This is a genomic window from Burkholderia sp. AU4i (genome assembly GCF_000466765.1).
Classification (GTDB): domain Bacteria; phylum Pseudomonadota; class Gammaproteobacteria; order Burkholderiales; family Burkholderiaceae; genus Burkholderia; species Burkholderia cepacia.
On sequence record NZ_ASSI01000094.1, the window covers coordinates 52,506 to 67,015 of the forward strand.

8 protein-coding genes are annotated in these 14,510 nt (G+C 66.9%); 7 read left to right on the forward strand and 1 reads right to left on the reverse strand.

The window, feature by feature from the left end:
- Positions 1 to 47: 47 nt before the first annotated feature.
- The 4 genes from atpG (at position 48) to L810_RS21740 (ending at position 4,944) form a co-directional block, all read left to right on the forward strand.
- Complete coding sequence (gene atpG / locus L810_RS21725) at positions 48 to 923, forward strand: F0F1 ATP synthase subunit gamma (protein WP_021160445.1); 876 nt, start codon at positions 48 to 50, stop codon at positions 921 to 923.
- A gap of 66 nt (positions 924 to 989) precedes the next feature.
- Positions 990 to 2,384 carry a F0F1 ATP synthase subunit beta gene (gene atpD / locus L810_RS21730; protein WP_021160446.1) on the forward strand — a complete coding sequence of 465 codons (1,395 nt, stop codon included), beginning with the start codon at positions 990 to 992 and terminating at the stop codon, positions 2,382 to 2,384.
- A 153-nt stretch (positions 2,385 to 2,537) separates the two neighbouring features.
- Entirely contained in the window at positions 2,538 to 2,963 is a 426-nt protein-coding gene (locus L810_RS21735) for a F0F1 ATP synthase subunit epsilon (protein WP_006477288.1), read from the forward strand.
- 253 nt (positions 2,964 to 3,216) lie between these two features.
- A complete protein-coding gene (locus L810_RS21740) occupies positions 3,217 to 4,944 on the forward strand; it encodes an AMP-binding protein (RefSeq protein ID WP_021160447.1) in 1,728 nt (575 codons plus the stop codon).
- 732 nt (positions 4,945 to 5,676) lie between these two features.
- On the opposite strand, the gene L810_RS21745 is transcribed toward L810_RS21740, so the two are convergent.
- A complete protein-coding gene (locus tag L810_RS21745; protein WP_021160448.1) occupies positions 5,677 to 6,477 on the reverse strand; it encodes a transporter substrate-binding domain-containing protein in 801 nt (266 codons plus the stop codon).
- Positions 6,478 to 6,626: 149 nt separating this feature from the next.
- Here L810_RS21745 and hemE point away from each other — a divergent pair, with 149 nt between their 5' ends.
- From hemE to putA, 3 genes are all read left to right on the forward strand, one after another.
- A complete protein-coding gene (hemE, locus tag L810_RS21750; protein WP_034195829.1) occupies positions 6,627 to 7,721 on the forward strand; it encodes a uroporphyrinogen decarboxylase in 1,095 nt (364 codons plus the stop codon).
- A gap of 454 nt (positions 7,722 to 8,175) precedes the next feature.
- Positions 8,176 to 10,437 carry a primosomal protein N' gene (locus L810_RS21755; RefSeq protein WP_021160450.1) on the forward strand — a complete coding sequence of 754 codons (2,262 nt, stop codon included), beginning with the start codon at positions 8,176 to 8,178 and terminating at the stop codon, positions 10,435 to 10,437.
- Positions 10,438 to 10,900: 463 nt separating this feature from the next.
- The coding region (gene putA, locus L810_RS21760; protein WP_042975634.1) for a trifunctional transcriptional regulator/proline dehydrogenase/L-glutamate gamma-semialdehyde dehydrogenase at positions 10,901 to 14,510 on the forward strand (3,610 nt) is incomplete at its 3' end.

Here is a 14,510-nt window from a genome sequence, read left to right on the forward strand (position 1 = left end):
CCGAGTAAAGCGCTAAAGCGCTAACTCGGGGCGCAAAGGAGCAAGCTATGGCTGGAATGAAGGAAATTCGCGGGAAGATCAAGAGCGTGCAGAACACGCGCAAGATCACGAAGGCGATGGAGATGGTGGCCGCATCGAAGATGCGTCGCGCGCAGGAACGCATGCGCGCCGCTCGTCCTTATGCGGACAAGGTCCGTGCCATCGCCGCGCACATGAGCCGTGCGAACCCGGAGTACCGTCACCCGTTCATGGTGGCGAACGAAGGTGCGAACACGGCCGGCATCATTCTCGTTACGACGGACAAGGGTCTGTGCGGCGGTCTGAACACCAACGTGCTGCGTGCGACGGTTCAGAAGTTCAAGGAGCTGGAAGAGAAGGGCCAGAAGGTCGAAGCTACCGCGATCGGTAGCAAGGGCCTCGGGTTCCTGAACCGCTTCGGCGCGAAGGTGATGTCGCAGGTCGTGCACCTCGGCGACACCCCGCATCTGGACAAGCTGATCGGCGCCGTGAAGACGCAGCTCGATCTGTACTCGGAAGGCAAGCTGTCGGCGGTTTATATCGCTTACACGCGCTTCGTCAACACGATGAAGCAGGAAGCCGTGATCGAGCAGTTGCTGCCGCTGTCGTCGGAACACTTCGAAGCCGATGACGGTACGCCGGCCACGTCGTGGGACTACATCTACGAGCCGGACGCGCAGGCAGTCGTCGACGAACTGCTCGTGCGTTACGTCGAGGCGCTGGTGTACCAGGCCGTCGCGGAAAACATGGCGTCCGAGCAATCGGCGCGCATGGTCGCGATGAAGGCCGCGTCCGACAACGCGAAGACGGTGATCAGCGAACTGCAGCTCGTATACAACAAGAGCCGCCAGGCCGCGATCACGAAAGAACTGTCGGAGATCGTCGGCGGCGCAGCCGCTGTTTAAGCGCGCGCCACGGACGACAACTGCGCCTTTGCGCGAGTAAAGAATCAGGTATTTAAAGGAAAAGCGATGAGTACTGCTGCTTTGGTAGAAGGCAAGATCGTACAGTGCATCGGCGCCGTTATCGACGTGGAATTCCCGCGCGACAGCATGCCGAAGATCTACGACGCGCTCATTCTCGATGGCTCGGAACTGACGCTCGAAGTCCAGCAACAGCTGGGCGACGGCGTGGTCCGTACCATTTGTCTGGGTGCATCCGACGGCCTGCGCCGCGGCCTGACCGTGAAGAACACGAGCAAGCCGATTTCGGTGCCGGTCGGCAAGCCGACCCTCGGTCGTATCATGGACGTCCTCGGCCGTCCGATCGACGAAGCCGGCCCGATCGAAAGCGAACATACGCGTTCGATCCACCAGAAGGCTCCGGCGTTCGACGAACTGTCGCCGTCGACCGAACTGCTCGAAACGGGTATCAAGGTTATCGACCTGATCTGCCCGTTCGCAAAGGGCGGCAAGGTCGGCCTGTTCGGCGGTGCTGGCGTGGGCAAGACCGTCAACATGATGGAGCTCATCAACAACATCGCGAAGGAACACGGCGGTTACTCCGTGTTCGCGGGCGTGGGCGAGCGTACCCGTGAAGGGAACGACTTCTACCACGAAATGAAGGACTCGAACGTTCTCGACAAGGTCGCGCTGGTGTACGGCCAGATGAACGAGCCGCCGGGCAACCGTCTGCGCGTCGCGCTGACCGGCCTGACGATGGCCGAGCACTTCCGTGACGAAGGCCTCGACGTGCTGTTCTTCGTCGACAACATCTACCGTTTCACGCTGGCCGGTACCGAAGTGTCGGCACTGCTCGGCCGTATGCCGTCGGCAGTGGGCTATCAGCCGACGCTGGCTGAAGAAATGGGCAAGCTGCAAGAGCGCATCACGTCGACCAAGAAGGGCTCGATTACGTCGGTCCAGGCCGTGTACGTCCCTGCGGACGACTTGACCGACCCGTCGCCGGCCACGACCTTCGGCCACCTGGACGCAACCGTCGTTCTGTCGCGTGACATCGCTTCGCTGGGTATCTACCCGGCGGTCGACCCGCTCGACTCGACGTCGCGCCAGATCGACCCGAACGTGATCGGTGAAGAGCACTACTCGATCACCCGTCGCGTTCAGCAGACGCTGCAGCGCTACAAGGAACTGCGCGACATCATCGCGATTCTGGGCATGGACGAACTGTCGCCGGAAGACAAGCTGTCGGTCGCACGTGCGCGTAAGATCCAGCGTTTCCTGTCGCAGCCGTTCCACGTCGCTGAAGTGTTCACGGGCTCGCCGGGCAAGTACGTGCCGCTGAAGGAAACGATCCGTGGCTTCAAGATGATCGTCGACGGCGAGTGCGACCACCTGCCGGAACAGGCGTTCTACATGGTCGGCACGATCGACGAAGCCTTCGAAAAGGCCAAGAAGATCTCGTAAGGGTCAGGCGTAACGCAGCGGGCGCCGCTACGTCCGTGAGGGATACCTTGATGGTATCCGTTCGCGGACAGGCGCTCACGTAATACGCTCAACCCGCCGTGCATGGGATCGGAGCCGGCGCTGAAGCGCTCGTTCCGATCGACAGGAGTCGATATGGCAACCATCAAAGTAGACGTCGTCAGCGCGGAAGAGCAGATCTTCTCGGGCGAGGCGAAATTCGTCGCGCTGCCGGGCGAAACGGGTGAGCTGGGCATTCTGCCGGGTCACACGCCGCTGATCACGCGGATTCGTCCGGGTGCGGTGCGCATCGAAGTCGAGGGCGGCAACGACGAATTCGTGTTCGTCGCGGGCGGCATTCTCGAAGTGCAGCCGGGTGCCGTGACGGTGCTCGCCGACACCGCGATCCGCGGCAAGGACCTCGACGCGGCGAAAGCCGAGGAAGCACGCAAGCGTGCCGAGGAAACGCTGCAGAACGCGAAGTCGGATCTCGACCTCGCGAAGGCGCAATCCGAGCTCGCGACCGCGATGGCGCAGCTCGAAGCGATCCAGCGTCTGGCGAAGATCCGCAGCCGGCACTGAGCCGCGCCGCGTATCCCGCGAAAGAAAGCAGCCTTCGGGCTGCTTTTTTTTCGTCCGTCGTTTCATCTGTTTTTACGGGTCGGATCATACCGTCCGGTCGTGCTATTTCACCCGTCCGTCGCGATTCGATGTCAGAGTGTCGTCAGCCGCGCACGGCATCATCCGCTCAGAGGCTATCCGTCGCGACGGCGGCGGAGCAGACACGCGTGAGCCGCATGTCGGGCCGGTCAGACAAAAACGGACGGAGACATTCATGGCAGCAGACCTTGGCGTGGGGGCGCTGATCGCGCCCGAAAACGGATTGTCGTACGTGCGCGGCACGACCGACGTGCCGCTCTCCGAAGCGACGATCGGGCGGTTCCTGCTCGACACGGCCGGCCGCTTTCCCGATCGTCCGGCCGTCGTGTTCCGCGAGCAGCAGGTGCGCTGGACCTGGCGCGAGTTCGCGAACGAGGTTGACGTGCTGGCGGCCGGGCTCGCCTCGCTCGGCATCGTGAAGGGCGATCGCGTCGGCATCTGGTCGCCGAACCGCAGCGAATGGCTGCTCACGCAGTTCGCGACCGCGCGGATCGGCGCGGTGCTCGTCAACATCAATCCTGCCTACCGGCTCGCGGAGCTCGAATACGCGCTGAACAAGGTCGGCTGTAAAGCCGTGATCGCCGCCGAGCGCTTCAAGACGTCCGCGTACGTCGAGATGCTGCAGACCATCGCGCCGGAGCTCGCGACCGCGACGCCGGGCAACCTGCATGCGGCGCGCGTGCCGAGCCTGCGCACGGTCGTGTCGATGGGCGACGTCGCGCCGGCCGGCATGTTCCGCTTCGCGGACGTGATGGCGCGCGGCCGCCAGGCCGTCGATCCCGCGCTGCTCGATGCGATCGGCGCGACGCTCTCGGCCCATGATCCGATCAACATCCAGTTCACGAGCGGCACGACGGGCAGCCCGAAGGGCGCGACGCTCACGCATCGCAACGTCGTCAACAACGGGCGCTCGATCGCGACCGCGATGCGGTTCACCGAGCAGGACACACTGTGCATCCCGGTGCCGCTGTATCACTGCTTCGGGATGGTGCTCGCGGTGCTCGCGTGCGTGTCGAAGGGGGCGGCGATGGTGTTCCCGGGCGAAGCGTTCGACCCGGTCGCGACGCTCGCGGCGGTGGCCGAAGAGCGCTGCACCGCGCTGCACGGCGTGCCGACGATGTTCATCGAGGAGCTCGATCATCCGGCGTTCGCGCAATTCGACCTGTCGACGCTGCGCACCGGGATCATGGCCGGCTCGCCGTGCCCGATCGAGACGATGAAGCGCGTCGTGTCGCAGATGCACCTGTCCGAAATCACGATCGCATACGGGATGACGGAGACGAGCCCCGTGTCGTTCCAGAGCTCGACCGATGATCCGCTCGAGAAGCGCACGACGACGGTCGGCCGCATCCAGCCGCACCTGGAAGTGAAGATCGTCGATCCGAGTGGCGATATCGTGCCGGTCGGCGCAACGGGCGAGCTGTGCACCAAGGGCTATTCGGTGATGCTCGGCTACTGGGACGACGACACGAAGACGCGCGAGGTGCTCGTGGACGGCTGGATGCATACGGGCGACCTCGCGACGCTCGACGCGGACGGTTACTGCAACATCGTCGGCCGGTTGAAGGACATGGTGATTCGCGGCGGCGAGAACGTCTACCCGCGCGAGATCGAGGAATTCCTGTTTCGGCATCCGAAGATTCAGAGCGCGCAGGTATTCGGTGTACCCGATGCGAAGTACGGCGAGGAGCTGTGCGCGTGGATCGTGCTGCGCGCGGACGAGCAGATGACCGAGGACGACGTGCGTGCGTTCTGCAACGGGCAGATCGCGCACTACAAGATCCCGCGCTACATCCGCTTCGTCGACGAGCTGCCGATGACGGTGACGGGCAAGGTGCAGAAGTTCGTGATGCGCGACCGGATGATCGAGGAACTGAAGCTCGACGAGCAGAAGACCGCTTAGCGCGGCATGAAGAAGGGAAAACGCGCTGGAAAAATGCGGCGGCCTGCGGGCCGTTGCGTTTTCGATGGACGAAAAAAAGCGGGCTTATTAGCCCGCTAAAAACCACACGCTACGGGGTTAGCGCGAGGAGACCAAAGATGAAACCGAATCCGGCGGGGGGCCGGAAACGACTCCAACAGGGATGCCCCTCGGAAGGGCTTCGGTACGTGACCGACTGGCTCGCAGCGCTTCGCGTCCGCTCACACTTGGCACACGAGACCGCATCCGTGTTGAAACCGTTGAGGCCATTGTGGGCGAATTAATGACCCCTCGCGGTAACAAAGTGTTTCAGGTTGTAACGCCCGCCAGATAAGGCTTTCCGGGATTTTTTGCTGTTTTTGAGGGCCCGAAAAAGGTCATTTTTACCCATATTTTCCGCAGCGTTTTCAGCGCGTGCGCACGATGCGTTTTTCATGCGTATCAGGCTCGACGAATTGCCGATTTGCACGCGAGAAAATGCGCGGTTCGGCAGATGCCGCGCATGACGATTCATTCGTCAGAAAGATTTTGAAACGTGATTGGCCGGCGCGAAAGTCGACCGTTCGGCCAGTTCGCCGGTATCGGGCCGATTTTGCCGGCGCGTCGAAGTGTAACGGCGGCGATTCGGCCGCCGCCGCCCAACGATTTTCGCGGCCGGCGGCCGCGGGGTCGGTGCCCGCTAAAGTCGCTGCGGGACGCCGCGTGCGAGCCCGCTTACTTCAGCCATTTGTCCGAAATCGCCTGGTATTCGCCGGTCGACAGCGCGAGATGCAGCCACTGGTCCACGTACTGCTGGAACGCGACGTCGCCGCGCGGCACCATGTACGCCTTCTCGCCGAACTGGAACGGCTTGTTCGGATGCACCGAGCACAGGCCCGGATTCAGCTTTTGCTGCAGCAGCGTCTCGGACGCATCCGTCACCATCACGTCCGCCTTGCCCGCGAGGATTTGCTTGAAGATCGTTACGTTGTCCGGATAGACCGTGAGGTTCGCGTGCGTGAAATACTGCTTCGCGAAACGCTCGTTGGTGCCGCCCGGGTTCACGATCACGCGCGTTTCCGGCCGGTCGATCTGCGCGACGGTCTGGTATTTGTCGGCGTCCGCGCAGCGCACGATCGGCGTCTTGCCGTCCACGACGTACGGCTGCGTGAAGAACACGCGCTTCTGGCGCTCGAGCGTCGTCGAGACGCCGCCCACCGCGATGTCGCATTTCGCGACGAAGTCGCCGGTCAGGTTCGGCCAGCTCGTCTTCACGTAGTCGGTCTTCACGCCGAGCGACTTCGCGAGCGATTCGGCCATGTCGATGTCGATGCCCTCGAAGCGGCCGTCCGCACGGTAGTACGAATACGGCTTGTAGTCGCCCGTCGTGCAGACGCGCAGCGTGCCGCGCGCGAGCACGTCGTCGAGCCGCGAGCCGGCGCCCGGTGCGGCGGCGGCTGCGCCCGCCGCGGTCTGCGCGTGCGCGGCGGCGCAGCAAAACAACGCGGCGGCGGCGAGCGTGGCGAATGGTTTCATCGGTCTCCTCCTTCGTTTCGTTCGATATGAGCGTCCGATCATAACGGAGCCATCGCGCGCGTCATATGGCCGCCATCGCGCCGGCATGCGCAGCCTTGCGGCGGCTGTCCGGTAAAATGCCGCTTTGCCTTCGCATCGTCGCTCCTACCGTGGCCCATACCCTGCTCAACGACACCTTCCTGCGTGCGCTTCTGCGCGAGCCGACCGACTACACGCCGATCTGGCTGATGCGCCAGGCCGGCCGCTACCTGCCCGAATACAACGCGACGCGCGCACGCGCCGGCAGCTTCCTCGGTCTCGCGAAGAATCCCGACTACGCGACCGAAGTGACGCTGCAGCCGCTCGAGCGCTTTCCGCTCGACGCCGCGATCCTGTTCTCGGACATCCTGACGATTCCGGACGCGATGGGCCTCGGCCTCGACTTCCAGGTCGGCGAAGGGCCGAAGTTCGCGCATCCGGTGCGTACCGAGGCCGACGTCGCGAGGCTCGCGGTGCCGGACATCGAAGAGACGCTCGGCTACGTGACGGGCGCGGTGCGCGAGATCCGCCGCGCGCTCACCGACGGCCAGGGCCGCCAGCGCGTGCCGCTGATCGGCTTTTCGGGCAGCCCGTGGACGCTCGCGTGCTACATGGTCGAAGGCGGCGGATCGGACGATTTCCGCACCGTGAAGTCGATGGCGTATTCGCGCCCCGACCTGATGCACCGGATCCTCGACGTGAACGCGCAGGCCGTGGCGGCTTACCTGAACGCGCAGATCGAAGCGGGCGCGCAGGCCGTGATGATCTTCGATACGTGGGGCGGCGCGCTGGCGGACGGCGCGTACCAGCGCTTCTCGCTGGACTACATCCGCCGCGTGGTGGCGCAGCTCAAGCGCGAGCATGACGGCGAGCGCGTGCCGGTCATCACGTTCACGAAGGGCGGCGGGCTGTGGCTCGAGGAGATCGCGGCGACCGGCGTCGACGCGGTCGGACTCGACTGGACGGTCAACCTCGGCGCCGCGCGCGAGCGCGTCGCGGGGCGAGTCGCGCTGCAGGGCAACCTCGACCCGACGATCCTGTTTGCGCCGCCCGCCGCGGTGCGCGAGCAGGCGCGCGCGGTGCTCGACAGCTACGGCAACCATCCGGGCCATGTATTCAACCTCGGACACGGTATTTCGCAATTCACGTCGCCCGATCACGTCGCCGAACTCGTCGACGAGGTGCATAACCACAGCCGCGCGATCCGTAGCGGAGCCGCCGGCTGAACGCAAGCGCTGTCATGCTGCACTGCGGGGTGACAGCGTTTCGTTTTCGGCGCTAAACAGGGCGCAACCCCGCACCGGTTGCCGATTCAGTGCTTGTCAAGACTTGACTTATACACATTTTCCTCGTTGCAGCGCGGTAGAGCCCTGTGTCGGTCAAATTGCCTCGCTATGGTTCGGTAATTTGAATAGCAGCCTTATGGAATAAGGCTCCGCGGGGCACCGCAACAAGCGGCGAAAATCAGCGGAAAGCGCGGCCCCGCGTGCGTTGCGGCCGGTGAGCGGCGAGTTCTCAACAAAGTTATCCACAGGCTGGGCAGGGTATACGGCGATTCCTAATGCGAATCCAAAACTTAGCGCCGAATCTGAAGTTTTACTTTAAGTCCGCCGCCACGATGCGGGCGCGGATGCCGGCCGCCCATCTCGATGCGGTGCGTGCCGCCGCCGGAGCGCCGCGATGAGCGGCACCTACCTGCGCGTCGCGCTCGACCATCCGCTCGCCACCCTGTTCGACTATCGCTGCGACGCGCAACCGGCGCCCGTGCCGGGCACGCTCGTGCAGGTGCCGTTCGGCAAGCGGCAGGCGGTCGGGCTCGTCTGCGAAGTGACGACTCACACCGACGTGCCGCCGTCCCGGCTGCGCGCGGTCGACGCGATCTGCACGGACCTGCCGCCGTTGTCGCCGGACTGGCTCGCGCTCGTGTCGTTCGCCGCCGATTACTACCAGCGCGGGCGCGGCGAGGTCGCGCTGCCGGCGCTGCCGCAGGCGCTGCGCGATGCGGGGCGCTGGGGGCGGCTGCTCGCGCCCGAGGTGCGCTACCGGCCGACGGAGGCCGGCCGCGCGGCGCTGCCCGATGCGTTGCCCGCACGCGGGGCCGCGCTGCGGCGCCTCGCGCAGGCGCTGGTCGACACCGGCTCGCTCGCGCTGCCCGATGCGCGCGCGCTGCACCCGAAGGCGGCCGCGACGCTCGACGACTGGGCGGCGCGCGGTTGGGTCGACGTCGAGGAGATCGGCTGGGCCGATGCGCCTGTGCCCAAAGCTGTGGATAACCTGTTGGCAGCCGGTGGACGAACTGTGCCGCCGGCGCTCACGGACCAGCAGGCCGATGCGCTCGACGCGATCCGCGCCGCGCAGGGCTTTGCGCCGTTCCTGTTGCACGGCGTGACGGGCAGCGGCAAGACCGAGGTCTATCTGCATGCGCTCGCGTCGCTGCTCGACGCCCGGCCGGACGCGCAGGCGCTCGTGCTCGTCCCCGAAATCAACCTGACGCCGCAGTTCGAGGCCGCGTTTCGCGCGCGCTTCGCGGGTGCGCTCGCCGACGACGCGATCGTCACGCTGCACAGCGGGCTCGCCGAGGGCGAGCGGGCGCGCAACTGGCTCGCCGCGCATACGGGGCGAGCGCGGATCGTGCTCGGCACACGCCTCGCGGTGCTCGCGTCGATGCCGGCGCTCGCGCTGATCGTCGTCGACGAGGAGCACGAGCCCGCGTACAAGCAGCAGGAAGGGCTGCGCTATTCGGCACGCGATCTCGCCGTGTGGCGCGCGAAGCAGCTCGGCGTCACGGTCGTGCTCGGCTCGGCCACGCCGTCGCTCGAAAGCTGGTGGCAGGCGGAGCAGGGCCGCTACACGCGGCTCACGCTGTCGCGCCGCGCGGTGGCCGACGCGACGCTGCCGACCGTGCGGCTGATCGACCTCGAAGAGGAGCGGCGGCGCGGCCGCGCGTCGATGGGCGGGCTGTCGGGGCCGCTCGTCGCGGCGCTGAAGGCGCGGCTCGAACGCGGCGAGCAGAGTCTCGTGTTCCTGAACCGGCGCGGTTACGCGCCGCAGCTCGCGTGCGACGCATGCGGCTGGGTCGCGGGCTGCCCGCGCTGCAGCGCGTACGTCGTGCTGCACAAACCCGAGCATGCGCTGCGCTGCCATCACTGCGGCTGGGAAGCCCGCATTCCGCGATCGTGCCCCGAGTGCGGGAACGTCGACATCGCGCCGCTCGGGCGCGGCACGCAACGCATCGAGGAGGCGCTCGCCGAGGCCGTGCCGGGCGCGCGCGTGCTGCGGATCGACGCGGACAGCACGCGCCGCAAGGGTAGTGCGCAGGCGCTTTTCTCCGATGTGCATGCGGGCGAGGTCGACATCCTCGTCGGCACGCAGATGATCGCGAAGGGGCACGACTTCCAGCGCGTGTCGCTCGTCGGCGTGCTCAATGCCGACACGGCGCTGTTCTCGCATGACTTCCGCGCGAGCGAACGGCTGTTCGCGCAACTGATGCAGGTGAGCGGCCGCGCGGGGCGCGCCGGGCTGCCGGGCGAGGTGCTCGTGCAGACGCGCTACCCGCGTCACGCGCTGTATCACGCGCTCGGGCGGCAGGACTACGTCGGCTTCGCGAATTCGACGCTCGGCGAGCGCCGCGACGCGCACCTGCCGCCGTTCGTCTACCAGGCGCTGCTGCGCGCCGAGGGGCGCACGCTCGACGCGGCGCTCGCGTTCCTGCTGCAAGCCGCGGCCGCATTGCCGGGGTTGCCGGGCGCCGATCGCGTGACCGTGTACGACGCGGTGCCGATGACGATCGTCAAGGTCGCGAACGTCCACCGCGCGCAGTTGCTGCTCGAAAGCGCGTCGCGGGCGGCGCTCCAGCATGCGCTGCGCGCGTGGCAGCCGGAGCTGCGCGCGCTGAAGGGCGTGCTGCGGTGGAGCGTCGAGGTCGATCCGCTGGATATCTGAGCGGCGCGCCATGCGGCCGTCGTGCCGAGTGCCGCACACCGCACACCGCACACCGCACACCGCACACCGCACACCGCACACCGCACACCGCACACCGCACACCGCACACCGCACACCGCACACCACGTGCCGCTGCGTCGACGCCCGGGCCGTCGGGCAGCCCCGAACCGTCTCTTGCCGCACGGCCGCCCCCTGGGCGCCCCCCAGTGCAACCCGTTTTCGTCCGCCGCCACGCGCGGGGAAGGTTGCGCACGCATGTCAAATCGGCCTGCTCAGGGAAAACACCGATCCCCCGACCACGGGCAACTCCTAGGTTGCAACCGCATAAGTGGCTGATTATATTGACTAACCCAAGGGTGCAACCCATCTCGCAATTTGGTTGCACCTTTTTATTGCGTGCCGTAGGATTTCGCGCATCCTCTCACACCACATTGCCGGGCTCGCACCGGCGCACGAACCCACCATGGCAAGCACGACTCTCGGCGTCAAGGTCGACGACCTTCTCCGCTCGCGCCTCAAGGACGCAGCCGCGCGTCTCGAGCGCACCCCCCACTGGCTGATCAAGCAGGCGATCTTCGCGTATCTCGAGCGGATCGAGCACGGCCAGTTGCCGCCCGAGCTGTCGGGCCACAGCGGCGTCACGGAGCTCGCCGACGGGCAGGCTGCGGACGGCGACGACGACAACTCGCCGCATCCGTTCCTCGAATTCGCGCAGAACGTGCAGCCGCAATCGGTGCTGCGCGCGGCGATCACGGCCGCGTACCGCCGCCCCGAGCCGGAATGCGTGCCGTTCCTGCTCGGCCAGGCGCGCCTGCCCGCGAACCTGCAGGCGGACGTGCAGGCGCTCGCGACGAAGCTCGTCGAGGCGCTGCGCGAGAAGAGCTCGGGCGGCGGCGTCGAAGGGCTGATCCACGAATTCTCGCTGTCGAGCCAGGAAGGCGTCGCGCTGATGTGCCTCGCCGAGGCGCTGCTGCGCATTCCCGATCGCGCGACGCGCGATGCGTTGATCCGCGACAAGATCAGCAAGGGCGACTGGCGCTCGCACGTCGGCCACGCGCCGTCGCTGTTCGTAAACGCGGCGACCTGGGGGCTGATGATCACCGGCAAGCTCGTGACGACCAACAGCGAAGCGGGGCTGTCGTCGGCGCTCACGCGCCTGATCGGCCGCGGCGGCGAGCCGCTGATCCGCAAGGGCGTCGACATGGCGATGCGCCTGATGGGCGAGCAGTTCGTCACCGGCGAGACGATCTCCGAAGCGCTCGCGAACAGCCGCAAGTACGAAGCACGCGGCTTCCGCTACTCGTACGACATGCTCGGCGAAGCGGCGACGACCGAAGAGGACGCGCAGCGCTACTACGCGTCGTACGAACAGGCGATCCACGCGATCGGCAAGGCGGCCGGCGGCCGCGGCATCTACGAAGGGCCGGGCATCTCGATCAAGCTGTCGGCGCTGCACGCGCGCTACTCGCGCTCGCAGCAGGACCGCACGATGAGCGAGCTGCTGCCGCGCGTGCGCGCGCTCGCGCTGCTCGCGCGCCGCTACGACATCGGCCTGAACATCGACGCGGAAGAAGCCGACCGCCTCGAACTGTCGCTCGACCTGCTCGAGGCGCTGTGCTTCGATCCGGATCTCGCGGGCTGGAACGGCATCGGCTTCGTGGTGCAGGGCTACCAGAAGCGCTGCCCGTTCGTGATCGACTACCTGATCGATCTCGCGCGCCGCAGCCGTCACCGCCTGATGATCCGCCTGGTCAAGGGCGCGTACTGGGATACCGAGATCAAGCGTGCGCAGGTCGACGGCCTCGAAGGTTATCCGGTCTATACGCGCAAGATCTACACGGACGTGTCGTACCTCGCGTGCGCGAAGAAGCTGCTCGCCGCACCCGACGCCGTCTATCCGCAGTTCGCGACGCACAACGCGTACACGCTCGCCGCGATCTACCAGCTCGCGGGCCAGAACTACTACCCGGGCCAGTATGAATTCCAGTGCCTGCACGGGATGGGCGAGCCGCTGTACGAGGAAGTCACCGGCCGCGACAAGCTGAACCGGCCGTGCCGCGTGTACGCACCGGTCGGCACGCACGAGACGCTGCTCGCGTACCTGGTGCGCCGCCTGCTGGAAAACGGCGCGAACACGTCGTTCGTGAACCGCATCGCGGACAAGACCGTGTCGGTGAAGGAACTGGTCGCCGATCCGGTCGACGAAGCGTCGAAGGTCGTGCCGCTCGGCGCGCCGCACGCGAAGATCCCGCTGCCGCGCAACCTGTACGGCGACGAGCGTCCCAACTCGATGGGCCTCGACCTGTCGAACGAACACCGCCTCGCGTCGCTGTCGTCCGCGCTGCTCGCGAGCGCGCACTTCCCGTGGCGCGCGGCGCCGATGCTCGCCGACGACACGCTCGCCGACGCGCCGGCCCGCGACGTGCGCAACCCGGCCGACCAGCGCGACACCGTCGGCACCGTCAGCGAAGCGACGGCCGAACACGTGAGCGCGGCACTCGCGCATGCGGTGGCTGCCGCGCCGATCTGGCAGGCGACGCCGGTCGACGCACGCGCCGATTGCCTGGTGCGCGCGGCCGACCTGCTCGAAGCGCAGATGCACACGCTGATGGGCCTGATCGTGCGCGAAGCCGGCAAGTCGCTGCCGAACGCGATCGCCGAGATCCGCGAAGCGGTCGACTTCCTGCGCTACTACGCCGCGCAGATCCGCGACGAATTCTCGAACGACACGCACCGTCCGCTCGGCCCCGTGGTCTGCATCAGCCCGTGGAACTTCCCGCTCGCGATCTTCATGGGCCAGGTGGCCGCCGCGCTCGCGGCCGGCAACACGGTGCTCGCGAAGCCGGCCGAACAGACGCCGCTGATCGCCGCCCAGGCCGTGCGCCTGCTGCGCGAGGCCGGCGTGCCGGCCGGCGCGGTGCAACTGCTGCCGGGCGACGGCGAGACCGTCGGTGCGGCGCTGGTCGCCGATCCGCGCACGCGTGCGGTGATGTTCACCGGTTCGACCGAAGTCGCGCGCCTGATCAACAAGACGCTGTCGGCGCGCCTCGACCCGGACGGCAAGCCGATCCCGCTGATCGCGGAAACCGGCGGCCAGAACGCGATGATCGTCGACTCGTCGGCGCTCGCGGAGCAGGTTGTCGCGGACGTGATGCAGTCGTCGTTCGACTCGGCCGGTCAACGGTGTTCGGCGCTGCGCGTTCTGTGTCTGCAGGACGATGTCGCGGACCGCACGCTGACGATGCTGAAGGGCGCGATGCACGAGCTGGCGCTCGGCAACCCCGACCGGCTGTCGACGGACGTCGGCCCGGTGATCGACGGTGAAGCGAAGCAGACGATCGACACGCACGTAGCGGCGATGAAGGAGAAGGGCCACGCGGTCACGCAGCTGCCGGCGCCGGAAGCCTGCGCGCACGGCACGTTCGTGCCGCCGACGCTGATCGAGATCGGCAGCATCGACGAGCTGAAGCGCGAAGTGTTCGGCCCCGTGCTGCACGTGGTGCGCTACCGCCGCAGCCAGCTCGACAAGCTGCTCGAACAGATCCGCGCGACCGGTTACGGGCTGACGCTCGGCATCCACACGCGGATCGACGAGACGATCGCGCACGTTATCTCGAATGCGCACGTGGGCAACATCTACGTGAACCGCAACGTGATCGGCGCGGTGGTCGGCGTGCAGCCGTTCGGCGGCGAAGGGCTGTCGGGCACGGGCCCGAAGGCCGGCGGCGCGCTGTACCTGCAGCGCCTGCTCGCGACGCGTCCGTCGGGCCTGCCGCGTTCGCTTGCGCAGATGCTGATCGCGGACGGCGCGGTCGAAGGCGATGCGCGCGGCAACCCGGCGGCAGCGCTCACGACGCTGCGCGACTGGCTGATCGAGCAGCGCGAGCCGGCACTGGCCGCGCGTTGCGACGGTTACCTGGCGCAGGTGCCGGCCGGTGCGACCGCCGTGCTGACCGGCCCGACGGGCGAGCGAAACACGTATACACTCGGCCCGCGCGGCACGGTGCTGTGTGTCGCGGCGACGCCGGGCGGCGCGCGCGCGCAGTTCGCGGCGGTGCTGGCGACCGGCAACC